The 22,031-nt window shown below is 68.8% G+C and carries 21 protein-coding genes; 10 read left to right on the top strand and 11 right to left on the bottom strand.

What is annotated here, in order from left to right; all coding sequences use genetic code 11:
* Window positions 1-297 precede the first annotated feature (297 nt).
* From ACWEH3_RS15635 to ACWEH3_RS15625, 3 genes are all read right to left on the bottom strand, one after another.
* The gene (locus ACWEH3_RS15635; RefSeq protein ID WP_355072231.1) at window positions 298-1,047 is read right to left on the bottom strand and encodes a DUF6008 family protein; all 750 of its coding nucleotides are present in this window, start codon (window positions 1,045-1,047) and stop codon (window positions 298-300) included.
* 181 nt (window positions 1,048-1,228) lie between these two features.
* Entirely contained in the window at window positions 1,229-1,849 is a 621-nt protein-coding gene (locus tag ACWEH3_RS15630; protein WP_450018413.1) for a TetR/AcrR family transcriptional regulator, read from the bottom strand.
* A 39-nt stretch (window positions 1,850-1,888) separates the two neighbouring features.
* Window positions 1,889-4,357 carry a phosphoketolase family protein gene (locus tag ACWEH3_RS15625; RefSeq protein WP_450018411.1) on the bottom strand — a complete coding sequence of 823 codons (2,469 nt, stop codon included), beginning with the start codon at window positions 4,355-4,357 and terminating at the stop codon, window positions 1,889-1,891.
* A gap of 211 nt (window positions 4,358-4,568) precedes the next feature.
* Between ACWEH3_RS15625 and ACWEH3_RS15620 the strand changes: the two genes are divergently transcribed.
* The 7 genes from ACWEH3_RS15620 (at window position 4,569) to ACWEH3_RS15590 (ending at window position 10,906) form a co-directional block, all read left to right on the top strand.
* The gene (locus ACWEH3_RS15620; RefSeq protein ID WP_450018409.1) at window positions 4,569-5,144 is read left to right on the top strand and encodes an FKBP-type peptidyl-prolyl cis-trans isomerase; all 576 of its coding nucleotides are present in this window, start codon (window positions 4,569-4,571) and stop codon (window positions 5,142-5,144) included.
* 263 nt (window positions 5,145-5,407) lie between these two features.
* Window positions 5,408-6,784 (top strand): trigger factor, encoded by a 1,377-nt coding sequence (tig, locus tag ACWEH3_RS15615; RefSeq protein WP_450018407.1) that lies wholly within the window; start codon window positions 5,408-5,410, stop codon window positions 6,782-6,784.
* 235 nt (window positions 6,785-7,019) lie between these two features.
* Window positions 7,020-7,607, top strand: coding sequence for an ATP-dependent Clp protease proteolytic subunit (locus ACWEH3_RS15610; protein WP_450018405.1), 588 nt, complete (start codon window positions 7,020-7,022; stop codon window positions 7,605-7,607).
* Between the two features lie 70 nt (window positions 7,608-7,677).
* The gene (locus tag ACWEH3_RS15605; protein ID WP_355072243.1) at window positions 7,678-8,346 is read left to right on the top strand and encodes an ATP-dependent Clp protease proteolytic subunit; all 669 of its coding nucleotides are present in this window, start codon (window positions 7,678-7,680) and stop codon (window positions 8,344-8,346) included.
* Window positions 8,347-8,775: 429 nt separating this feature from the next.
* Window positions 8,776-10,056: an ATP-dependent Clp protease ATP-binding subunit ClpX gene (gene clpX, locus ACWEH3_RS15600; protein ID WP_195131826.1), complete on the top strand. Its 1,281-nt coding sequence runs from the start codon at window positions 8,776-8,778 to the stop codon at window positions 10,054-10,056.
* A 145-nt stretch (window positions 10,057-10,201) separates the two neighbouring features.
* On the top strand, window positions 10,202-10,612 hold the full coding sequence (locus ACWEH3_RS15595; RefSeq protein WP_450018403.1) for an STAS domain-containing protein: 411 nt from the start codon (window positions 10,202-10,204) through the stop codon (window positions 10,610-10,612).
* 27 nt (window positions 10,613-10,639) lie between these two features.
* Complete coding sequence (locus ACWEH3_RS15590) at window positions 10,640-10,906, top strand: ribosomal protein L7/L12 (protein WP_450018401.1); 267 nt, start codon at window positions 10,640-10,642, stop codon at window positions 10,904-10,906.
* A 99-nt stretch (window positions 10,907-11,005) separates the two neighbouring features.
* On the opposite strand, the gene ACWEH3_RS15585 is transcribed toward ACWEH3_RS15590, so the two are convergent.
* The 4 genes from ACWEH3_RS15585 to ACWEH3_RS15570 all read right to left on the bottom strand — a co-directional run bounded on the left by ACWEH3_RS15585 (window position 11,006) and on the right by ACWEH3_RS15570 (window position 13,995).
* A complete protein-coding gene (locus ACWEH3_RS15585) occupies window positions 11,006-11,887 on the bottom strand; it encodes a hypothetical protein (protein ID WP_450018399.1) in 882 nt (293 codons plus the stop codon).
* Between the two features lie 218 nt (window positions 11,888-12,105).
* The gene (locus ACWEH3_RS15580; protein WP_450018397.1) at window positions 12,106-12,675 is read right to left on the bottom strand and encodes a carboxymuconolactone decarboxylase family protein; all 570 of its coding nucleotides are present in this window, start codon (window positions 12,673-12,675) and stop codon (window positions 12,106-12,108) included.
* A gap of 108 nt (window positions 12,676-12,783) precedes the next feature.
* Window positions 12,784-13,161 (bottom strand): nuclear transport factor 2 family protein, encoded by a 378-nt coding sequence (locus tag ACWEH3_RS15575; protein WP_450018395.1) that lies wholly within the window; start codon window positions 13,159-13,161, stop codon window positions 12,784-12,786.
* A 39-nt stretch (window positions 13,162-13,200) separates the two neighbouring features.
* Complete coding sequence (locus ACWEH3_RS15570) at window positions 13,201-13,995, bottom strand: helix-turn-helix domain-containing protein (protein ID WP_450018393.1); 795 nt, start codon at window positions 13,993-13,995, stop codon at window positions 13,201-13,203.
* A gap of 487 nt (window positions 13,996-14,482) precedes the next feature.
* Between ACWEH3_RS15570 and mihF the strand changes: the two genes are divergently transcribed.
* On the top strand, window positions 14,483-14,797 hold the full coding sequence (mihF, locus tag ACWEH3_RS15565) for an integration host factor, actinobacterial type (RefSeq protein ID WP_039796616.1): 315 nt from the start codon (window positions 14,483-14,485) through the stop codon (window positions 14,795-14,797).
* Between the two features lie 104 nt (window positions 14,798-14,901).
* Here the strand turns inward: mihF and ACWEH3_RS15560 are convergent, their stop codons facing one another.
* The 4 genes from ACWEH3_RS15560 to ACWEH3_RS15545 form a co-directional block, all read right to left on the bottom strand.
* Entirely contained in the window at window positions 14,902-15,441 is a 540-nt protein-coding gene (locus ACWEH3_RS15560; RefSeq protein WP_450018391.1) for a hypothetical protein, read from the bottom strand.
* Between the two features lie 80 nt (window positions 15,442-15,521).
* A complete protein-coding gene (gene fdhD / locus ACWEH3_RS15555; protein ID WP_450018390.1) occupies window positions 15,522-16,361 on the bottom strand; it encodes a formate dehydrogenase accessory sulfurtransferase FdhD in 840 nt (279 codons plus the stop codon).
* Window positions 16,358-18,655, bottom strand: a complete 2,298-nt coding sequence (locus tag ACWEH3_RS15550; protein WP_450018388.1) for an FdhF/YdeP family oxidoreductase — start codon at window positions 18,653-18,655, stop codon at window positions 16,358-16,360. The genes fdhD and ACWEH3_RS15550 overlap by 4 nt, the downstream gene beginning before the upstream one ends.
* A 355-nt stretch (window positions 18,656-19,010) precedes the next feature.
* Complete coding sequence (locus ACWEH3_RS15545; RefSeq protein ID WP_450018386.1) at window positions 19,011-20,267, bottom strand: FHA domain-containing protein; 1,257 nt, start codon at window positions 20,265-20,267, stop codon at window positions 19,011-19,013.
* A 527-nt stretch (window positions 20,268-20,794) separates the two neighbouring features.
* Between ACWEH3_RS15545 and ACWEH3_RS15540 the strand changes: the two genes are divergently transcribed.
* Both ACWEH3_RS15540 and ACWEH3_RS15535 read left to right on the top strand, forming a co-directional pair.
* The gene (locus ACWEH3_RS15540; protein WP_450018384.1) at window positions 20,795-21,466 is read left to right on the top strand and encodes a TetR/AcrR family transcriptional regulator; all 672 of its coding nucleotides are present in this window, start codon (window positions 20,795-20,797) and stop codon (window positions 21,464-21,466) included.
* A gap of 43 nt (window positions 21,467-21,509) precedes the next feature.
* On the top strand, window positions 21,510-22,028 hold the full coding sequence (locus tag ACWEH3_RS15535) for a GNAT family N-acetyltransferase (RefSeq protein WP_450018382.1): 519 nt from the start codon (window positions 21,510-21,512) through the stop codon (window positions 22,026-22,028).
* The last annotated feature ends 3 nt before the right edge of the window (window positions 22,029-22,031 follow it).

Genomic DNA, 22,031 nt, shown 5'->3' with positions numbered 1-22,031 from the left:
CGGCCTTCCGGCGGCCCCGGTAGGGGGCGCGGCAGTGATACGGCGCTGTCGCCGAAAGTGACGTGGGTAGCACGACCGGCCGGGGGCACGGCTGCGCTTCGTTGCACTCACCGCGCCAGGGCCGTGCTGCTGACCGCGGAGGTGGAGCCGCCATGCGTGCGGGATGTGGGCGAATGAAGGGCAGCGGCAGTGCCGCGCAGCTCGCCGCTGCGGGCGTGATGAACGCGCTGCGAATGCCGCGCGCATACGCGAAAAGGGCGCCTGCCGCGATGGCAGACGCCCTTCAGGGTTGCTGGATCAGGCTTCGGTGACCGCCGCGTATGCCGGGGCCCCCGAACCCGTGGCCGCGGCGGGCGCGCGGCTCGGCTTCGCGGCGGCGGGGTCGCGGAACGGGGCTTCGATCACGGCGCGCTCCTGCCACAGGTAGTAGAGCGCCATGGCGAAGATGCTCGTGCCGATCACGTTGGCCAGGAAATGCCACCAGATGCGGTAGGTCGACGCACCGGCTCCCGGGTCGAGCAGGCCGAAGAAGGTCGACAGCCCGATCGCTTTGGTGCCGAACGCGACCGTCAGGGTGAGCGCGAGATGCTCGAGTCCGTGGATGCCCTGCATCAGGACGCCCATGCGGCCCCACTTGCGCGCCTTGCTCTCCAGGGCGTGGTGGGTGACCAGTGCGACACCGACCAGTCCGGCGAGGAAGTGGAAATTGCCGACCAGGTGCAGGATTTCCATCCCGAGCGACGGCTTCATATGGTTTACCTGGCCGAATCCCTTGGCCAAGCCGGTGCCCCACGGCGTCATCCACGCCGGTGAGTTCGGGTGCTGGACCCAGTAACCGACCTGTGCCACGTGCTCCTGGAAGTGACCTATCTGGGCGATGACGCCCAACGCGATCACACCGAGCGCGGTGCGGAACATCCATGGTCGCAACGGTTTGCGCATCGCGATGGCGAGCACGCCGACGGCCGCCCACATGACGACCATCCAGGCCACCATCAAGATCGCACCCAGGATTTCGAACCCGGTCGCCTCGGCTGTGTGGTTCATGGGGAACCGCCCTTCTGCGCGCCCTCCGGCAGCGGCGACGGATGGGGGAGTTGCTTCGGAAACGCGCGGAACGCGTTGTTCGCAAGATACAAGGTCGCGCGGGCTCGTGTCCGAGATTTCCGAATGGTCTGGTATCTCCCACAATTCGATTCGAGTCATACCCCACGCGTATAGCGCGTGTTCACGATGGTCGCAGAAAGCTTTCGACGATGCGGTGGGCGCGGTCGGCGGCCTCCGGATCACCGATCCGCAGCGCGGTATTCGTCGCGCAGAGCACCGCATCGATCTGGAAGGCGACCAGATCGGCGTCCAGTTCGGGGATCTCACCGGCGGACGCCGCCGCGCGCAGCTCCCGCGCCAGCAGCCGAACCCAGGCTCCCTGATCCCGGAACAGGGCGTCGCGCACCGGGCCCGGCTTGCTGTCGTGCTCGGCCATGGTCGCGACGCGGAAGCATCCGCCCGCGAACAGCGGCGTCGTGGCATAGACCATCCAGTGCTCCACCAAGGCCCGCAGACGGGCGACGCCGTGCGGCGCGGACCGTGCGGGTTCGACGACCGCTTCCACGAAGCGGTCGCGTGCGTGATCGATGGTGGCCAGTTGGAGTGCTTCCTTGGTGCGGAAGAGGGTCTGGATTCCGGCCTTGCTCAGCCCGGTGTCTTCGGCCAGCCTGCCGAAACTCAGGCCGTCCAATCCGTCGAGCGAGGCGATGTCGACCGCATGCCGCAGCACCGTGGCACGCGTCTTCGCGCCGCGCAACAGGCGCTTGTCGGTGATCTCGGCGGTTCGCTGACCACTTTCCATACGGTCGATCGTACTTTCCGCCGCCGAATTCGTGGGAGCTCAGCTCCGCTGGTAAGGCCAGCTCCAGTCGGCGACCTCGGGGAGGTCCTCGCCGTGTTCCCTGGTCCACGCACGGGCCGTCCACCGCGCGTCGACCATCTCCTGCCGCAGCCCCGCGGCCCGCTCGCGCAGGGACGGCACCCGATCGATCACGTCCATCACCAAGTGGTAGCGGTCCAGATCGTTCAGCATCACCATGTCGAACGGCGTGGTCGTGGTGCCGCGCTCCCGATAGCCGCGGACGTGCAGTTCGTCGTGGATGGTGCGCCGATAGGTCAGCCGGTGGATCAGCCACGGGTAGCCGTGGAAAGCGAAGATCACCGGCCGGTCCCTGGTGAAGAGCGTGTCGAACTCACTGTCCGGTAGGCCGTGTGGGTGCTCGTCCTGCGTTTGCAGCCGCATCAGGTCGACTACGTTCACCACCCGGACGCGCAGGTCGGGCAGACGTTCGCGCAGGATCGCGGCCGCGGCGAGGGTCTCCAGCGTCGGTATGTCGCCCGCGCAGGCGAGCACCACGTCCGGCATGGTGCCCACCTCGTCGCCGTGGCCCGCCCACGACCAGATGCCGATCCCGCGCGCGCAGTGCTCGGCGGCCTCGGTCACCGACAACCAGTCGGCCTGCGGCTGCTTGCCCGCGACCACCACGTTCACATAGTGGCGGGAGCGCAGGCAGTGGTCATAGGTGGACAGCAGCGTGTTCGCGTCCGGCGGCAGGTACACCCGCACGATCGAGGCCTTCTTGTTCAGCACCACGTCCAGGAACCCGGGGTCCTGGTGGGTGAAGCCGTTGTGGTCCTGGCGCCAGACGTGCGAGGACAACAGGTAGTTCAGGCTGGGGATCGGACGCCGCCACGGCACCGACGAACTGGCGTCGAGCCATTTGGCGTGCTGGTTGAACATGGCGTCCACGATGTGGATGAACGCCTCGTAGCAGGTGAACACGCCGTGCCTGCCGGTCAGCAGATAGCCCTCGAGCAGTCCCTGGCACATGTGTTCGGACAGCACCTCGATCACCCGGCCGCCGCGGTCGAGTTTCTGGTCGCGGCGGTCGATCTCCGCCTGCCAGTTGCGGCCGGTGACCTCGAGGATGTCCTGCAAGCGGTTGCTGGCCAGTTCGTCCGGCGCGAAGGTGAGGAAGTTGTGCGGATTGCGCCTGGTGACCTCACGCAGCCAGCCGCCGAGCACCCTGGTGGCCTCGTGCAGGGTCGCGCCCGGCGCGGTGACCTCGACGCCGAAGTCGCGCCAGTCCGGTAGGTACAGGTCGCGCAGCAGCGTACCGCCGTTGGCGACCGGGTTGGCGCTCATCCGCCGTTCGCCGACGGGTACCTGAGCGGTCAGCTCCGGCACCGGCTTGCCGTCGTCGTCGAACAGTTCCTCCGGGCGGTAGGAACGCAGCCACTGTTCCAGCACCGCGCGATGGTCCGCGTCGGTGCGCGCGCCCGGCAACGGCACCTGGTGCGCGCGGAAGGTGCCCTCGACCTGGTCGCCGTCCACCACCGGCGGACAGGTCCAGCCCTTGGGTGTGCGCAGCACGATCATCGGCCAGCTGGGCCGCGCCCCATCGGCGCCGTCGCGTGCGGCGCCCTGGATCCGCCCGATGCGTTCCATGCTCGTGTCCACCGCCGTGGCCATCGCCTGGTGGACGGTTGCGGGGTCGTCGCCGGCGACGACGATCGGCTCGTAGCCGTAGCCACGCAGCAGCGACAGCAACTCCGGCTCCGGGATGCGCGCCAGGATGGTCGGATTGGCGATCTTGTACTCGTTCAGCGCCAGGATCGGCAGCACCGCGCCGTCGCGCGCCGGATTGAGGAACTTGTTCGCATGCCAGCTCGTGGCCAGCGGACCCGTTTCCGCCTCGCCGTCGCCGACCACGCAGAACACGGTGAGATCGGGGTTGTCCAGGGCGGCGCCGAACGCGTGCAGCAGCGAATAGCCGAGTTCGCCGCCCTCGTGGAAGGAGCCCGGCGTCTCCGGTGCGCAGTGACTCGGCACCCCACCGGGGAAGGAGAACTGGCGGAACAGCGCGCCCATGCCTGCGGCGTCCTGCGCAATGTGGCTGTAGACCTCGGAGTACGTCCCCTCCAGCCAGCCGCACGCGTTCGGGCCAGGACCGCCGTGCCCTGGGCCTGCGACGAAGACGGCGTTCAGGCCGCGTTGCCGGATCGCGCGATTGGCATGCACCCACACGAGATTCAGGCCGGGCACCGTGCCGAAGTGCCCGAGCAGCCTGGGTTTGACGTGCTCGGCGCGCAGCGGTTCGCGCAACAGCGGGTTCGCCGTCAGGTAGATCTGGCCGACCGAGAGATAGTTCGCGGCGCGCCACCACGCGTCGACCGCCGCCAGCTCGTCGCGTGCCAGTGGCCCCGGCACGTCCGCCAGCCGGTAGGGACGCGGTGCGACGGTGCGGCCGCCGGTGCTGCCGACGTTGTCCGCCGAAGTATCGCCGCCCGCACTCGCCATGTGGGTCATGTGCCGACTCTCCTCACGCTCGTGGCATCGGGGACGGCGGCGCCACGACCGGCCGCCGTCGCGGTCCTGCGAAGGTTGCCGATCGGAATCGACAACGCCGGATGGAGAATTCACCGCCAGCCTAGCCGCAAGCGGGCCGCGCGCGGCGGTCCGAGCGTGTCGCGGGAAGCTCGTCCCACCCGGGGCCCGTTCGTGGTCTAGGGTCCGCGGCATGCACATTCTCGGCAGGATCATCGGTATCGGCGCCGTCGCCGCGACCACCATCGCGCTGGCCGCCTGCGGCTCGGACGACGAGTCCACTCCCGCCGTCTCCACGACGCGGACCACCGTGGCGGCGGGGCCCTCCGCGCAGCGCCCGGCCACCCAGAGCAAGGGCCGCGAGTGCACCGCCGACGACATCCGCGTCACCGGAGATTTCGGCGCCGCGCCGAAGATCACCCTCCCCGACAACTGCGACCCGCCCAAGCAGCTGATCGTCAAGGACCTGAAGGAGGGCAGCGGGCCCGGCGCCGTGCCCGGCCAGCAGCTGACCATGAACTACGCGCTGGTCACCTGGTCGGACAAGAAGACGCTGGACAGCTCGTTCGATCGCGGCAAGCCGTTCCAGCTCACCCTTGGCGCCGGCCAGGTCATCAACGGCTGGGATCAGGGACTCGTCGGCGTCAAGGAGGGCGCGCGCCGCTTGTTGATCGTGCCGCCGGAGCTGGGCTACGGCGCGGGCGGGCGTGGCATCGCCCCGTACGAGACGCTGGTCTTCGTCACCGACGCGGTCTCGGTGGGGAAGTAGCCCGGCCGCTCGCGTCTCCCGCCGGGCACCGCCGGATGCAGGTCCGCTCGGCCGGTCAACTAACCTGGTCGGGATGCGTGGCGTACGCCGCACCCCTCGTCGTCTCGGCCGAGGCCGGGACTCCGGTTCGGATCGGCGCCGGTGGGGGAATGCGGCAGCCGGCGTAGGGCCGCCTCGCCCACCGTTCCGATCCTGGAATGCCGGGGGCGGGGCGCCGCAAGACGAACGTCAACCAGTACGAACAACGAACAAGGAGCATGTCCGTGAAGAGCACCGTCGAGCAGCTGAGCCCGACCCGGGTCCGGATCAACGTCGAGGTGCCCTTCGAGGAGCTGAAGCCGGATTTCGACCGCGCGTACAAGGCACTGGCCAAGCAGGTCCGCATCCCCGGCTTCCGTCCCGGTAAGGCGCCCGCGAAGCTGCTCGAGGCCCGTCTCGGCCGTGGCGCGATCCTGGAGCAGGTCGTCAACGACGCGCTGCCCGGTCGCTACAGCGAGGCCGTCACCACCTCCGAGGTGAAGGTCATCGGTCAGCCCGAGATCGAGATCACCAAGATCGAGGACGGCCAGGAGCTGGCCTTCACCGCCGAGGTCGACGTGCGGCCGGAGATCACGCTGCCGGACTACGCGAGCATCGCGGTCACCGTCGACGCGTTCACCGTCGGCGACGAGGACATCGAGGAGCAGCTGCAGTCGCTGCGCCAGCGCTTCGGCACCCTGACCGGGGTGGAGCGTCCGGTGCAGGACGGCGACTTCGTCTCCATCGACCTGTCGGCGACCGTGGACGGCCAGGAGGTGGCCGAGGCCGCCACGACCGGCCTGTCCCATGAGGTCGGCTCCGGTCAGCTCATCGAGGGCCTGGACGAGGCGCTGGTCGGATTGTCGGCGGGCGAGTCGAAGGAGTTCACCTCGAAGCTGGTCGCGGGCGAGCACGCGGGCAAGGACGCGGTCATCACCGTGACCGTGCAGACCGTCAAGGAACGTGAGCTGCCCGAGGCCGACGACGAGTTCGCGCAGCTGGCCAGCGAATTCGACACGCTGGAGGAGCTGAAGGACGATCTGCGCGGCCGCGTCGAGCGGGTCAAGAAGGTGCAGCAGGCGGGCGAGATCCGCGACAAGGTGCTGGACACCCTGCTCGAGCAGGTCGAGGTGCCGCTGCCCGAGGCCGTGGTGAAGGCCGAGATCGACGCGGTGACCCACGACGCGGTGCACGGCTTCGACCACGACGAGGACAAGTTCGCCGAGGCGCTCGAGGCGCAGGGCAGCTCCCGCGAGGAGTTCGACGCCGACACCAAGCAGGCCGCCGAGAAGTCGGTCAAGACCCAGCTGCTGCTGGACGCGATCGCCGAGGCGGAGGGCACCCAGGTCGGCCAGGAGGAGCTCACCGAGCGGATCCTGTTCCAGTCGCAGCGCTACGGCCTGTCGCCGGAGCAGTTCATCCAGCAGGTGCAGCAGGCGGGCCAGCTGGGCGCGATCTTCGCCGACGTGCGGCGCGGCAAGGCGCTGGCGGGCGTGGTCGGCCAGGTGACCGTCACCGACTCCGCGGGCAACTCGGTGGACACCACCGAAATGTTCGGTGCCCCCGCCGATTCCGCCGACGAGGACGCGGCCGTCGAGACGGCCCCGGCGGACGCCGAATAATTCCATGGAATGTCGGCGTGGTCGACGCCCGCGAGGTGCGCTGATTGCGCTGTGAGCGAAGAAAGGGCGGTACCGGGAGTTCGGTGCCGCCCTGCTTCGTTAATGTTTGTGACGACAAGTTGGATGGCCATGTCCGACCGGGTGCGGCATATCCAACCAGTGATGGCTATGCGGCAATCCGCAACGAGCCGGCGAGAGAAGGCAGGTATCCGTGACAATCAACCAGGCAGGGGTCATGACAACCGCGACTGCTGGTCTCAACCTCAGTGATTCGGTGTACGAGCGCCTGCTGCGTGAGCGCATCATCTTCCTCGGCACACAGGTCGACGACGACATCGCGAACAAGCTGTGCGCGCAGATCCTGCTGCTCTCGGCGGAGGATCCCACCAAGGACATCTCGCTCTACATCAACTCGCCGGGCGGCTCGGTGACCGCGGGCATGGCCATCTACGACACGATGCAGTTCGCCGAGTGCGACATCGCCACCTACGGCATGGGCTTGGCCGCGTCCATGGGACAGTTCCTGCTCACCGCGGGCACCAGGGGCAAGCGCTACGCGCTGCCGCACGCGCGGATCATGATGCACCAGCCCTCCGCGGGGATCGGCGGCTCGGCGGCCGACATCGCGATCATGGCCGAGCAGTTCGCGCACACGAAGCGTGAGCTGAACGAACTGCAGGCGCAGCACACCGGCAAGTCGGTCGAGCAGGTCACCGCCGATGCCGACCGCGACCGCTGGTTCACCGCGGCCGAAGCCCTGGAATACGGCTTCATCGACCACGTGATCAGCCACGCGAATCAGGCCAACGGCGCCAAGAAGTAACGCACCGGATCACCCACAGGCCCCCGGACACCTCGAACGTCCGGCCGCCGCACCGACTTTGGAGACGAAGATGGCCAATTCGATCGACCCGCGCGCCGGCCTGTCCGGCATGGCACCGCAGAGCCCGCAGGCGCGCTACATCCTGCCGTCGTTCATCGAGCACTCGAGCTTCGGCGTCAAGGAGTCCAACCCGTACAACAAGCTGTTCGAGGAGCGCATCATCTTCCTCGGCGTGCAGGTGGACGATGCCTCGGCGAACGACATCATGGCGCAGCTGCTGGTGCTGGAGTCGCTGGACCCCGACCGCGACATCACCATGTACATCAACTCGCCGGGTGGCTCGTTCACCTCGCTGATGGCCATCTACGACACCATGCAGTACGTGCGCGCCGACGTCGCCACCGTCTGCCTGGGCCAGGCCGCCTCGGCCGCCGCCGTGCTGCTGGCCGCGGGCACCCCGGGCAAGCGCGCGTGCCTGCCCAACGCCCGCGTGCTGATCCACCAGCCCTCGCTGGAGGGCGGCATCCAGGGCCAGGTGTCGGATCTGGAGATCCAGGCCGCCGAGATCGAGCGCATGCGCCGCCTGATGGAGAGCACGCTCGCTCGGCACACCGGCAAGGACGCCGACACCATCCGCAAGGACACCGACCGCGACAAGATCCTGACGGCCGAGGAGGCCAAGGAGTACGGGATCATCGACACGGTGTTCGACTACCGGAAGCTGAGCGCGCAGAAATAAGGCGCGAATCGTCGTTCCCGGCCGGAGCCGGGACGGCGGGGCGAATTGCCGATCCCGGGGCTGTTCGCTCTAAATTGCTTCGTGACAGGGAATTCCGGCCGGGAAGTACGCAATGGGGCATACCGCCCGGCCGGGCCGCCCTCGCGCCGCCGCGGGTTCGAGAATTTGTTCGAACCGACGGCGCCGCGCGGCGGGCGGTCCGGAGGATGGCTCGTGACGACTCGCACAACCCGCGCGAGAAACATGCGCGAGTTGTCGACCTCCATCCCGAACACCGGGTACGGTCAACCTAGGGACCTTTGCTCCCGGTTGACGGCACTGCCCCACCGGCCACGAAATCAGCCGATGCGTTTGCGGCTGCGAAAGTGGTGGACAGCTGGCAACCTGGACGGACGGTTGCACGCGGACAAGGAAGTAGGGACCCACGAGATGGCGCGCATCGGAGATGGCGGCGATCTGCTGAAGTGCTCGTTCTGCGGAAAGAGCCAGAAGCAGGTCAAGAAGCTCATTGCGGGACCAGGGGTGTACATCTGCGACGAGTGCATCGATCTCTGCAACGAGATCATCGAGGAGGAACTCGCCGAGTCCAGCGAGGTCAAGCTCGATGAGCTGCCCAAGCCCGCCGAGATCCGGGATTTCCTGGAGAACTACGTGATCGGCCAGGACACCGCCAAGCGCACTCTCGCGGTGGCCGTCTACAACCACTACAAGCGCATCCAGGCCGGTGACAAGGGTCGGGACAGCCGCGGCGAGACCGTCGAGCTGGCCAAGTCCAACATCCTGATGCTCGGTCCCACCGGCTGCGGCAAGACCTACCTGGCCCAGACGTTGGCGAAGATGCTGAACGTCCCGTTCGCCATCGCCGACGCCACCGCGCTGACCGAGGCCGGGTACGTCGGCGAGGACGTCGAGAACATCCTGCTGAAGCTGATCCAGGCGGCCGACTACGACGTCAAGCGCGCCGAGACCGGCATCATCTACATCGACGAGGTCGACAAGATCGCCCGCAAGAGCGAGAACCCGTCGATCACCCGTGACGTGTCCGGCGAGGGCGTGCAGCAGGCCCTGCTGAAGATCCTGGAGGGCACTCAGGCGAGCGTGCCGCCGCAGGGCGGGCGCAAGCACCCGCACCAGGAGTTCATCCAGATCGACACCACCAACGTGCTGTTCATCGTGGCGGGCGCCTTCGCCGGTCTGGAGAAGATCATCTCCGACCGCACCGGCCACCGCGGCATCGGTTTCGGCGCCGAGGTGCGGTCGAAGGCCGAGATCGACACCACCGATCACTTCGCGGAGGTCATGCCAGAGGACTTGATCAAGTTCGGCCTGATCCCCGAGTTCATCGGCCGCCTGCCCGTGGTCGCCTCGGTGACGAACCTGGACAAGGAATCGCTGGTCAAGATCCTCTCCGAACCGAAGAACGCGCTGGTCAAGCAGTACGTCCGGCTGTTCGAGATGGACGGGGTCGATCTCGAGTTCACCGACGACGCGCTGGAGGCGGTCGCCGACCAGGCGATTCTGCGCGGCACCGGCGCGCGTGGCCTGCGGGCGATCATGGAGGAAGTCCTGCAGCCCGCGATGTACGACATCCCCAGCCGCGACGACGTCGCCAAGGTCGTCGTCAACGCGGATACGGTCAACGACAACGTCCTGCCCACCATCGTGCCGCGCAAGGCGCAGCGGCCGGAGCGCCGGGAGAAGTCGGCGTAATTCGGGTGTGGCGACCCGTCGCAGGGGGTACTACTCCGTGAGGGTTGAGCAGACAGCCTAGTTCCGGCGTTCTCTCCGGGGCGCGTCATTACCCGCGAGCAAGTCCGTTTCGAGATTGCTCGCGGGCGACTGGACCGAGGTCCTCATGTCGACAGGCTTGGCCAACCCCACCTACGTTCTCACCGCCGCTCGCAATGCCGATCACCCCGCCGAGCGGCTCAAGATCTCTGTCACAGTTCCGAGCGACTCGGTCACGCTGTGCGCGCTCGCGGGCGAAGTCGATCATTACACCATCGAAGTGTTTCGACGCAGGCTGATCGGCTCGCTGGGCACGGCGGCGCCTTTGGTGGTCGTCGATCTGTCGAAGGTCACGTTCTTCGGCGTCGTCGGGTTGCACGTCCTGGTCGACGCGCGGTCGATGCTGGCCCAGACCGGCCGTAGGATGCGCCTGGTGACCGGGCCCCGGTGTGTGGACCGGCTGCTGGAGCTGGCGGGAGATCTGGCGCGCTTCGAGACGATGTCGAGTCTCGCCGACGCCGTGCTCGACGCGGCCTGACGCGGCCCGGGTCGATACCATCGGTGCATGTTCGCCAACCGGCGCCTGGAGCGCAAGGTCGATGCCCTGCACGCCAAGCTCGACCTGATCATGACCCATCTGGGCATCGAGGCGCCGGCATCGGCCGTGTCGCCGCGTGCCGTGCCTGCGGTCCCGCGCGGCGACGGCATGGCCGAGATCGATGCGCTTCTGGCGCAGGGCAAGAAGATTCACGCCATCAAGCGGTATCGCGAACTCACCGGGTGCGGCCTGAAAGAGGCCAAGGACGCGGTCGAACGCCGGTATCCGTACTGATCACCGGGGCGCGAGCACAGGACTCGACGGCTCGCGCGCCGGCGCGGACGTAGAGCGGGCGTTCTTCGACGACTTGCGCTGCACGGCAGGCTGATAGGCCTAGCTGTGTGCGCCCTGCACCACGGGGGTGTGCAGATCCACCGGGAAGTCGCCGTCCGCGCTGGTCAGGCTGTCCGCCGCGGAGCGTTCCGGCAAGGGGTTGTGCCCGGTCGGGTCGGGCAGGCTCCGTACCTGCTCGGTGGCATAGCCGATCGCGCGTCCGTATCGCGCGCTCGCGGCATCGTGGATGAGCAGGGCGACGCCGATCATCACCGGGGCGACACCGTGCACGGCGGCGTCGAACCATCGCCCGGCGCTCACGTACGGGTAGGTGTTCAGTCCGACGGTGAGCGCGAGCAGGGCCATTTCCGCCGCCGCGACTTGGCTCCGGTTGTCCAGCACGCCCCATTCGGTGACCTTGTTCGTGCCGATCATGATGATGATCAGCGACACGCTGATCATCGCCTCGAGCAGGTAGCTGAACCAGTACAGTGGGTCGTCCGGGCCACCTGGCGCGATGTTGTGCTGAACGTTGACCGCCGACCACAGCATTCCGGCGGCGACCACGCCGGCCAGCGCGCCGAGCGACCAGGAGCGGTGCCGGTACAGCGATGCCAACCTGGCGTGCGGGCTGGACGCGCGCCGCTGCGCGGCAATCGCCTTGCGCGCCAACAGCAGGTCCCTGATCTCGGCCTTCTCGATGGCCTCCGCGGTGTGCCGCGCCCGGTCGGAGGCCGCGGCGCCCGCCTCGGCGTGCTTCCAGCGCTGTTCGCGGTCCTGGGTCCGGATCCGTTCGGCCAGTTCGCGTTCAGCGAGCAGTTCCTCCTCCGACAGCGCGCCGGTCAGAGCCGGGTCGAACTGGTAGGCGAGACGGCCGCGGGCCTTCTCGACTCGTCTCGCCAGCCGTGCGACGTCGTCGTCCGGGGTCTGTTCGTCGAGCATGCGGCTCCAAACGGTCGGGCGGAGGGGAACTCGAGAAACCGAAGACGCCGTCACCCCGCACCGAAACTCGCGAAGGTAGCTCGCAGGCCGCGGCACGGCCAGGCGACGTCAACACCTCTTATTCTTAGTGCATTCCGGGCCGTAACGACAGCCCCGGGTGAACGCGGCGCCGAAGTATCAGGTCGGATCGAACCATTCCCGCAGCGCCGCAGCCCTTTTCACGACCAGGGCACCCGGCACGAATCGGTGCTGAAGCCCTGCGCCGTGATCCCGAGCGCTGAATTGAACCGGGCGCGTGAGTTTTCCAGCGCGATCTGATAGCTGAGCTCCACCACACCCGCTCGGCCGAAGCGCCGCTCCAGGTCGGCGACCTGTTCGTCGGTGACCGCGGTCGGCGTTGCGGTCATCGCGTCGGCGTAGGCGATGGCGGCGCGCTCGTCGTCGGAGTACAGCGGCGAGGTCGCGTAGTCGGCGATGTGTTCCAGCCGCGCGACGTCCAGCTCGCCCAGGCGCATGAGCATGGCTCCGAAGTCGACGCACCACGAACAGCCGATCGTCCACGCTGTGCGATACACCGCGATCTCGCGGATGACGGCGGGCAGGGCGGTGCTGGCCTTGCCGACCATGGTCTCGTGGACCGCGCTGGCCCTCAGCAATTTCGGATGGTTGGCGGTGACGGCGAAGGGCTCCGGCACTTCGCGGAAGCGGCGCTTGGCCAGCCGGTAGAGCAGCTTGGTCGTCGGTCCCGCGTGTTGCGGGGTGACGGCGGCGATACGGGTGGCGCCCATGTCGATCTCCTTCGATCAGCGGATGTGGTTCCTACTTCTCGGACGAGAGACCGTGCCGGAATGTGATGGGGCCGCGATGTGACCTGGCGCACCCGGCCGCCGCGCGCGCTACTCGGGCTCGACCCGCATGTCCTCCTGGCTCCAGTAGGCGCGCATCCCGGTGATCCGGCCTTCCTCGTCGAACTCCATCACATCGATCGGTGACAGGACGAAGCGCTGCCCGCCGACCTTGGTGACGATGGTGAACGGGAACGCGGCCTGATTGCCTGCGATTCTCACGTCCTCCGGCCGCAGCTCGGTCTCCCGATCCAGTGCGGCGATCACCCCGTAGAACTCGCGGATGGCCTCATGGCCGCGCTTGGGTGGAGTGCCGACGGGGTCCTCCACGATCGCGTCGGGCGCGTACAGGGCGACGATGTCCTCGGTCGGCCCCGAGCCGACCAGCTTGACGTATTGCTCCACCACGTCGCGAATCTGTTCGGCCATCGAGTCTCCTTTGAAATGAAACGTGTTCTAGTTTGTAGCCTAGCGCGTTCGGGCGCCCGATTCGATCCCCTGCGCTTGGTCCAGCACGACGATCCGCACTCCGGTGGCGAGCAGTGTGGTGGCCGACAGGCCGAACAGGGTGCGGAAAGCGTCGCTGAAATGTGAGGGGCTGGAGAAGCCCGCGTCGGCCGACGCGGCGGTGAGGTTCGCGCCCTCGGCGAGCGCGCGACCGACGCCGAGCATCCTGGCCCACAGCCGGTACCGCCGGAACGAGGTGCCCGCCTGGGCGGCGAACAGATGCAGGAAGCGCGACTCCGACAGGTGCGCGGCCGCGGCGAATCGGGCGGCGGCGAATTCCCGCGCGGGATGGGCGAGGAGGGCCGCCATCGCCTCGGCTACCCGGTCGTCCGGCGTGGGGGCCGGCCCGGCGCCGATGAGTTCGGCCAGCGAGCGCGGATCGGGGCACGTGGCGCTCGCGGCCGTGGCGAGCGCGGCTTCCGCCCGATGACCGAGTCCGAATTCGGCGTGCCACCGGATCATCCGGTCTCGGCAGGCTCGGGCGCCCCGCGACCCCGGATCCAGATAGCAGAACATCATCTGGTCGCCGCCCGCGACGACGCGGTGCACCCGGCGCGGCGGGATCAGCGCGCTGCGCACGGTGTGCGTGACGGCATCGGTCGCGAGTGTGAACGGCGCGTCCAACCCGACGGCCAGACAGTTCACGGCGGTGGAATGCGCGTCCGGACGCAGGGACGGTCCGCGATAGATCGCCTGCCCGGGCCATAGCCACAGAATCGCGGACGCGGCCGTCCCCTGCGGAGTGCTCGGCTCCATGCCGTCATGCTGTCACGGGCCGTGCGAACCGCGATATTTTCTGTTGTCCGGGGTGAAGGCTCCGCTCGGTATGACCCGAGCGGGCTCGGGGGATCGCCGTTGACCCCCCTCAGGTTCGCCGTTGAACCAGACCCGCGCTCGGTATTTGCTGACTCTGTCGGTAACGGCTCATCCCGCGTTACCGCGCGGCGACGGCCGCTTCGGAGTAGTCGCCGTAGCGGCGCACCGCTCCTGCTCCGGGGTTCTCGGTACGCGTCGTCCGACGCGACGATCCGGGCGAGGGACAGCTCCGTGACGTGGTGTTCTTTTAGTCCTTTTCGTCTGTAGCCCGTCGGCCGTCCAATGATTCCGACGGCGCGGACCGGGGAAATTCATCGTCATTTCCGCAGTTCGTGCCCCGGTGTGTCGAGCTTGCGCTCCCGGTGCCGTGCTGTTTACTCGGTCCGGTCAACCAGATGTTCGAGTGACGAGTGGAAGCGGAGGAGACATGGCACTGCCTACCATGACCGCAGAGCAGCGCACCGAGGCCTTGGCCAAGGCGGCTGCGGTCCGCAAGGCACGCTCCGAACTGATCGGCAAGGTGAAGGCGGGCAAGGTTTCGGTCGCGGATCTGCTGAAGAAGGCAGACTCCGACGAGCTGGTGAAGAAGACCAAGGTGGCCGCGGTGATCAAGGCCCTGCCCGGTGTCGGGCCGGTGAAGGCCGCGAAGTTGATGGACCAGGCGGAGATCCCGGAGGATCGCCGGATCGGCGGGCTCGGTGCGCGTCAGCGCGCGGCACTGCTCGAAGCGCTGAAGGACTGACGGGCGGGGAATTCGCCCAGTCGCGGCGTCATCCGCGGATCCACCGGATCACGCCCGTGGTGATCTCCCACGGGCGTCCCGGACTCGGCTGCCGGGTTCGCCGATCAGCGGACGGCGCGCGGACGGCGGCGCGGGAAACGCAGCGTCACCGGTTGCGGGTCCGAGAGGGGCAACTCGCCACGCGGCGGCAGGAAGAGGCAGGCCGCTCCGCCGATCACGAGCAGGAACGCCGCGATCAGGCTGGCCGTGAAGCTCGCCGCGCCCATCTCCGCGGGCTTGTGGAAGAGGTGGTAAAGGGAATGGGGGACACCGAAGGTGAGCCAGCCGACGCCCGCGATCCGGGCCGCCGTGGTTCGGTTGACCACGAGCGCGGCGATCGTCACCGCTGTCAGCGCCAGGAAGAAGGCACCCACGTCGGCCGCCAGATGGTGGTTGTACGGGCCGTCCGCCGCCACCCACTGGGCGCCGAACCCCGGAAAACTGGTGTACCAGGAGTGCGGCGCGAACGTGGCCCAAAGGCCGACGATCGCTCCTTGTACGGCCAAGACGGCCAGCACGATCCGCGTCAGCAGCAGGCGGCGGTACTGCTCGAACCGCATCCGCACCCGCAGGCCCTCGGAGTTCCCCTCCACCGATATCCGCATCGGCCGCTCCGTTCTCGCCGAATCCGTTCCAGCTCCGTGCAGTCACGGTAGAACGGGCGTCCGGCGCGGGCAATAGTGAGTCAGGCCAACAACGAGTCGGCGCCCGGATCGGTGCGCAGCCGCTCGGGGGCGGTGTAGACGTTCATCGTGTCGCCACGGAGGAAGCCGATCAGACTCAGTCCGGCGTCGGCGGCCAGATCGACCGCCAGCGAACTCGGCGCCGAGACCGCGCCGAGCATCGGGATTCCGGCCATGACGGCCTTCTGCACCAGTTCGAACGACGCGCGTCCGCTCACGATCAGCACCAGATCATGGGCCGGCACCCTGGATTCGCGCAGTGCCCAGCCGATCACCTTGTCCACCGCGTTGTGCCTGCCGATGTCCTCGCGCACCGCAAGCGCTTGCCCGTGGGTGGTGAACAGGCCCGCCGCATGCAAGCCGCCGGTGGCTTCGAACACCGATTGGCGGTCACGCAGCATGCCGGGCATCGCGGCCAGTACCCGGGTGTCCACCACCGGGCCGGCGGCGTGCAGGGGGAATCGGGTGCGCTTGCGAACCTCGTCCAGGGCAGTCTTGCCGCACAGTCCGCAGGCTCCGGTGGTGAGGAAGGAGCGGGTCGGCACCGGGACGGGGGTGCGCAGGGTGACGTCGAGGACGTTATAGGTGTTGCGACCCTGGTCGTCGGTGCCCGCGCAGTAGCGGGCCGCCACGATGTCCTCGGCGGAACCGATGATGTCTTCGCTCAGCAGGAATCCGTGCACCAGGTCGATGTCGTTGCCGGGGGTGCGCATGGTGACCGTCAGCGACTGTCCGTCGATGCGGATCTCCAGCGGTTCTTCGACGGCCAAGGTGTCCGGGCGCTGGATCTGCCCGCTGGGCGAGATCCGGCGCATCCGGCGGCGAGCGGTGACGCGGCTCATGTGCCCGAAGCCTCGAACCGCACCGTGACCGCCTTGGAAACGGGAGTGTTCGACCGTTCGGCGACATGGTCCAGCGGCACCAGGGGATTGGTCTCGGGGTAGTAGGCGGCGGCGTTGCCGCGCGGTGTGGGGTAGGAGACCAGGCGGAAGCCTTCGACGCGGCGTTCGGTGCCGTCGGTCCACTCGGAGACGATGTCGACCAGATCGCCGTCGCGGAAACCGAACGCGCTGATGTCCTCGGGATGGACCAGCACCACTTTGCGGCCGTTGTGGATGCCGCGGTAGCGGTCGTCCAAGCCGTAGATGGTGGTGTTGTACTGGTCGTGGCTGCGCAGGGTTTGCAGGATCAGTCTGCCCGCGGGGACCGGCAGCCAGGTCAGCTCGTTGACCGCGAAGTTGGCCTTGCCGGTGGCGGTGCGGAATTCGCGGGCGTCGCGCGGCGGATGCGGTAGCTGGAAGCCGCCCCGGCCGCGGACTTTCGCGTTGTAGTCGGCGCAGCCGGGCACGACGCGGGCGATGGCGTCGCGGATGCTGTCGTAGTCACGGGCGAAGCGGGCCCACGGCACCGGGTGGTCGGGGCCAAGGACCGCCTGGGCGAGTTCGCAGACGATGGCGACTTCACTGCGCAGCTGGTCGCTGACCGGCCGCAACCGTCCCGTGGACAGGTGCACCATCGACATCGAGTCCTCCACGGAGACTTGATTCTTGGCGCCATCCGGGGCCAGGTCGAGGTCGGTGCGCCCGAGCGTCGGCAGGATGAGCGCGGTACGGCCGTGCACGACGTGGCTGCGGTTGAGTTTGGTGGAGACCTGCACGGTGAGCGCGCAGTCGCGCAGCGCGGCTTCGGTCACGGCGGTGTCGGGGGTGGCGGAGACGAAGTTGCCGCCCATGCCGATGAAGACTTTCGCCTGTCCGTCGCGCATGGCGCGGATGGCGGCGACGGTGTCGAGGCCGTGCTCGCGCGGGCTGATGATGCCGAATTCGCGGTCGAGGGCGTCGAGGAAGGTATCGGGCATCTTCTCCCAGATGCCCATGGTGCGGTCGCCCTGCACATTCGAGTGACCGCGCACGGGGCACACACCCGCGCCCGGTTTGCCGATCATGCCGCGCAACAGCAGCAGATTGGTGGCCTCCTCGATGGTGGCCACGGCATGGGCCTGCTGGGTCAGGCCCATCGCCCAGCACAGGATGATGTTGCGCGAGCGGGCGAACAGCTCGGCGGTGTGCTCGAGTTCGGCCGTGGTGAGACCCGTCGCTTCCAGTACGGTGTCGAGATCGACCATGCGCACGTGCTTTTCGTATTCGGCGTAGCCCGCGCAGTGGGCGTCGACGAACGCCCGGTCGACCACCGTGCCCGGTGCGCGATCCTCCGCTTCCAGCAGCAGGCGGCCGAGCGCCTGGAACAGGGCCAGGTCACCGCCGAGGCGGATTTGCAGGAAGTCGTCGGCGATCGGCACGCCGGTGGTGACGCCCTTGATCGTCTGCGGGTCGCGGAAGCCGAGCAGCCCGGTCTCGGGCAAGGGGTTCACCGCGACGATCCGGGTCCCGTTCGCCTTCGCCGCGGCCAGCGCGCTGAGCATCCGGGGATGATTGGTGCCCGGATTCTGCCCCGCGCCGATGATCAGGTCGGCCTTGGCGAAGTCGTCGATGGAGACCGAGCCCTTGCCGATCCCGATCGAGCTCGACAGCGCCGCGCCGGAGGACTCGTGGCACATGTTGGAGCAGTCCGGCAGATTGTTGGTGCCGTAGCTGCGCACCAGCAGCTGATAGAGGAACGCGGTCTCGTTGCTGGTGCGGCCGGAGGTGTAGAACACCGCCTCGTCCGGGGAGTCCAGCCCGCGTAGCGTGTCGGCGATCAAACGGTAGGCGTCGTCCCAGGCGATCGGCCGGTAGTGGGTGTCTCCGGGACGCAGCACCATCGGGTGGGTCAGCCTGCCCTGCTGGCCGAGCCAATAGCCGGATTTGTCACTCAGGTCCGCCACTGAGTGGGTGGCGAAGAACTCGGGGGTCACCGTGCGCAGCGTGGCTTCCTCGGCGACGGCTTTCGCGCCGTTCTCGCAGAACTCGGCGGGCCTGCGATGGCCGCTCGGCTCCGGCCAGGCGCAGCCAGGGCAGTCGAAGCCGTGCACCTGATTGACCCGGGCCAGGGTGCGCGCCGTGCGGATGACGCCCATTTCCTCGATCGAGCGTTTCAACGCCACCGCCACGGCGGTGACGCCCGCGGCCTGCTCTTCGGGCGGGGTCACCGTCAGCTCGGCCTCGTCGATGTCGCGGCTCGGTCCGTTTCGGTGCATGCCGCCATTGTGCTCCCCGCGCGGTCCGGGCTCGACTCGACCGGTGGATCGGCCGTCTCCGGCGCGAGGCCGGTGAGCCGGGCGCGAAGCCGTCCGGTGCACGGCTGTGCTGTCGGCCCCGGCCTCGGCCGTGCGAGGGGCGATCCGGAGCCCGGTTCCGCAAGCGCGGCGGCCCGGCGAGCCGTTCACGCCGTGCGGCGTCCTGGCGCGAGGCAGCCGCGAGCACCGGGGTCATGACATGCTCGAACGGAGTCCACCTCGCAGGGCGGCTCGATGGTCGGCGCCGGTCCGGGTGACCGACGCCGTGCGTGTGCGGGCGCGGCGACGCTGTCGTCACCGCGGCCACTTTGCCCGGCTACGAACGGCGGCGCGCTCCCGCGATATCCGCCGTGCCCGTGCGCTGCTCGTCGCCTCGGTAGGTGAGGACCCGCTCGCTGATGCGGACCCGCCAGCCGGGCGGGAGCTCGGTCGGGGACGTGCCGATCCTGGTCCACTGGTCGGTGCCTGGACCCGCGATGAAGGTGCCGGAGGTAGCGGCGGCGTCCCGGATGTACACCTTGCCGCCGTCCACCGACACATAGGCGTGGACCCGCGAGACATGGCGATCGCGCTGGATGACGATCGGCGTGGCGGCGGCGGTGCGGACCGCCTCGTCCACCTGCGGTCCGCGCCCGATGACGTAGGCGCGGTCCAACGGGTAGGCCGCCCCCTCTTCGGTGACCAGCGCACCGACGGCGTCTCCGGACAGCGCCGCCGGGCTCATGGCTCGCGTTCCGCCGTTCTCGGGCGCTTTGCGCAGGGCGACCGGTTCGCGCGCGGGCTGCACCTGGGACCACGCCAGCGGTCGGTCCGGGATCGGCCGGGGCGGACGCGGTTTGGCGAAGGGGCGGACCGACTCCGTCGGCCTGGGTGTCGCTGGTGCGACGGCGTCGGCGGCGCTGGTCTGCCGAGGGATCGGCGTTGCCTGTGCGACCGCGTCGGACGCGCCGGTCGGGCGGGGAGCGGGCGATGCTCGCGGGACGGCGTCGGACGCGCCGGTCGGTTCCGGCATGGCTGCGAAACCGGCCGCCGCCGTCGCCTCGGGCTCGGCCTGTGCGGAAGGCTCGGACGTCCGTGGTTCGGCGGCTTTTCCGGTGCGTCGTACCGCGGCGTGCAGCACGAAGCCGCCGCCGGGGACCACGCCTGCGCGCAGGTCGGTGCGGGGCAGGGCGGTCGGCGGCTCGCCGGTGTCCGCGCCGATCGTGATGCGGCGCACCGGTTCGCGCACGATCTCGTCCACCCAGGTGAACGCACGCCCGCCGTCGAGGCGGCGGGTGCCCTCCGCGCCTTGGATCTCCGCGGTCACCGGTCCGCGCAACAGGATCAGCACGCCGTCCGCGGTGGGGGCGACCACACCGAACGGCGGCGGTTGGACGGTGCTGCCGAAGATCACCGCGGCCAAGCGTTGCGCCAGCGCGGCGCCGGGATGCTCGCCTTCGGCCACGGCTTCGATGGTGCCGAGTATTCGGTCCGTGGAGGTCGTTTCGGCCCCGAGGTAGGCGACGACCGCACCGAAACGGGCGACGAGTCCGTCGCCCGGTGCGACACCCACGGTGGACGGTTTTCTGCGCACCCGCGCCCTCCTTCCCGGCGCACTACCGGCATACCGAAGTCAGCATAGAGCGTCGGCGACAACCGAACCGGGGTCTGCGCGCATCGCGAAGCGGACAGTGCGAACGTCTCGCCGTGTCCTCGGATTCTCGAATCGCACTCTGTCGGGCGGGTTCTCGTGAGCGGTCGCCGCCAACCTTCGCGAAGGCTGTGAGCTGCATGTTGTGGTGTTTTCCGCAGCAAGCGGCCGGTCATGCCGAACAAAGAAATACTATGGTGCGAGTCACATTATCTGTATCGGCGGTGCATCCGCCGGCGGGACCGGGCGCGCTGCGCCCACCGCGGATCGTCGGCGCACCCCGTTGTGCCGGGCTCCGCGCAGCATGGCGCATCGGTCGGCCGCGACCACGTCGAAGAGCCCTCGCACGCGATGGGCGGCGTTCGGCGGCCTGATCCGTCTCGCCGGATCGGCCTCTTCGCGGTATCTCCGGACGCGCATGGGAGTGCGCCGGTCACCCGAACGGCGTTCGTCCCTCGTATGCTCGGCCCATGAGCGCAGCAGCCGTCAGCCGCAGGGCCCGCCCGGCCAAAGCTCCGCTGAGCCGCGAGGTGATCGTCGAGACCGGCCTGCGCATCCTGGACCGGGATGGAGCGGCGGCGCTGACCATGCGCCGGGTCGCACAGGACTTGGACACCGGTGCCGCCTCGCTGTACGTGTACGTCGCCAATCGCGAAGATCTGATGGCCGCCATGCTCGACCATGTCCTCGGTTCCGTCCCCGAGCCCGCCGGGGCGAGCTGGCGGGAGCGGCTCACCGAACTGGTCGATGCCACGGTCGCGGCGATGAGCAGGCACGAAGGGCTGGCGCTCGTCGCGCTCGGCGTGATTCCGAGCAGTCCGAACGCCCTGCGGCTGGTGGAGCTGATGCTCGGTTCGCTCACCGCGGCGGGACTGGACGAGCGGACCGCGTCGTGGGCGGTGGACCTGCTGTTTCTGCACATCACCGCGTCGGCGGCCGAACAGAGTGCGCACCGCGTCGGGGGCGGCAGCGAGCAGGAGTACCTCGCCGCGATCGAGCGGCGCTTCGCCGAACTGCCCGCCGACCGCTATCCGACCGTCGTGGCCATGCGGGAGGCTCTGCTGGCGGGCGGCGGTGCGGCGCGCGCGGCCTGGGCCGTGCAAGTGCTGCTCAACGGCATCCTCGCCACGCGGGCGCAGTGAAATTCGCTGGTTCATGTCGTGGGGGTGGACTGACAATGGGCCGGTGATCCGGCCCGCGACGCCCCGAGACCTCCCCGTGCTCCAGGACATCGAGCGCGCGGCGGGTGAGCCGTTCGCGCAAATAGGGATGACGACCGTGGCCGACGACGAACCACCCTCACTGGCGACTCTGCGGCAGTTCCAGCAGGCCGGGCGGGCCTGGGTGTGGACCGACGACGGCATGGCGATCGGCTACCTCGTCGCGGCAGTGGTCGACGGGAACGCCCACATCGAGCAGGTCTCGGTGCGCCCGGATCACGCCCGGCGCCGGATCGGCAAGCGCTTGCTCGACCAGGCCGCCCGATGGGCCGCCGCCGCGGGCCTACCCGCGATGACGCTGACCACGTTCACCGAGGTGCCGTGGAACGGGCCGTATTACGAGCGGCTCGGCTTCCGGTACCTGTCGGCGGGGGAGGAGACGCCGGGGTTGGTCGCGCTGCGCGCCGCCGAGCAGGCCCACGGCCTCGACCGCTGGCCGCGCGCGTGCATGCGCGCGGAACTGTCCGCATGGTCGATGGACTGAGCC

This window comes from Nocardia sp. NPDC004718 (genome assembly GCF_053601535.1).
This window is presented reverse-complemented; position numbering and strand designations above follow the sequence as displayed.

Excerpts from the sequence above, each read along its gene's own strand:
- ACWEH3_RS15560 (WP_450018391.1), bottom strand. The coding sequence starts at position 15,441 with ATGCGGATATCGGTGGAGGGGAACTCCGAGGGCCTGCGGGTGCGGATG.
- ACWEH3_RS15590 (WP_450018401.1), top strand. The coding sequence starts at position 10,640 with ATGTTCGCCAACCGGCGCCTGGAGCGCAAGGTCGATGCCCTGCACGCC.
- ACWEH3_RS15580 (WP_450018397.1), bottom strand. The coding sequence starts at position 12,675 with ATGGGCGCCACCCGTATCGCCGCCGTCACCCCGCAACACGCGGGACCG.
- ACWEH3_RS15620 (WP_450018409.1), top strand. The coding sequence starts at position 4,569 with ATGCACATTCTCGGCAGGATCATCGGTATCGGCGCCGTCGCCGCGACC.
- ACWEH3_RS15575 (WP_450018395.1), bottom strand. The coding sequence starts at position 13,161 with ATGGCCGAACAGATTCGCGACGTGGTGGAGCAATACGTCAAGCTGGTC.
- ACWEH3_RS15635 (WP_355072231.1), bottom strand. The coding sequence starts at position 1,047 with ATGAACCACACAGCCGAGGCGACCGGGTTCGAAATCCTGGGTGCGATC.
- mihF (WP_039796616.1), top strand. The coding sequence starts at position 14,483 with ATGGCACTGCCTACCATGACCGCAGAGCAGCGCACCGAGGCCTTGGCC.
- ACWEH3_RS15585 (WP_450018399.1), bottom strand. The coding sequence starts at position 11,887 with ATGCTCGACGAACAGACCCCGGACGACGACGTCGCACGGCTGGCGAGA.
- ACWEH3_RS15605 (WP_355072243.1), top strand. The coding sequence starts at position 7,678 with ATGGCCAATTCGATCGACCCGCGCGCCGGCCTGTCCGGCATGGCACCG.
- ACWEH3_RS15540 (WP_450018384.1), top strand. The coding sequence starts at position 20,795 with ATGAGCGCAGCAGCCGTCAGCCGCAGGGCCCGCCCGGCCAAAGCTCCG.
- ACWEH3_RS15595 (WP_450018403.1), top strand. The coding sequence starts at position 10,202 with ATGTCGACAGGCTTGGCCAACCCCACCTACGTTCTCACCGCCGCTCGC.
- clpX (WP_195131826.1), top strand. The coding sequence starts at position 8,776 with ATGGCGCGCATCGGAGATGGCGGCGATCTGCTGAAGTGCTCGTTCTGC.
- ACWEH3_RS15550 (WP_450018388.1), bottom strand. The coding sequence starts at position 18,655 with ATGCACCGAAACGGACCGAGCCGCGACATCGACGAGGCCGAGCTGACG.
- ACWEH3_RS15630 (WP_450018413.1), bottom strand. The coding sequence starts at position 1,849 with ATGGAAAGTGGTCAGCGAACCGCCGAGATCACCGACAAGCGCCTGTTG.
- ACWEH3_RS15570 (WP_450018393.1), bottom strand. The coding sequence starts at position 13,995 with ATGGAGCCGAGCACTCCGCAGGGGACGGCCGCGTCCGCGATTCTGTGG.
- fdhD (WP_450018390.1), bottom strand. The coding sequence starts at position 16,361 with ATGAGCCGCGTCACCGCTCGCCGCCGGATGCGCCGGATCTCGCCCAGC.
- ACWEH3_RS15610 (WP_450018405.1), top strand. The coding sequence starts at position 7,020 with ATGACAACCGCGACTGCTGGTCTCAACCTCAGTGATTCGGTGTACGAG.
- ACWEH3_RS15625 (WP_450018411.1), bottom strand. The coding sequence starts at position 4,357 with ATGACCCACATGGCGAGTGCGGGCGGCGATACTTCGGCGGACAACGTC.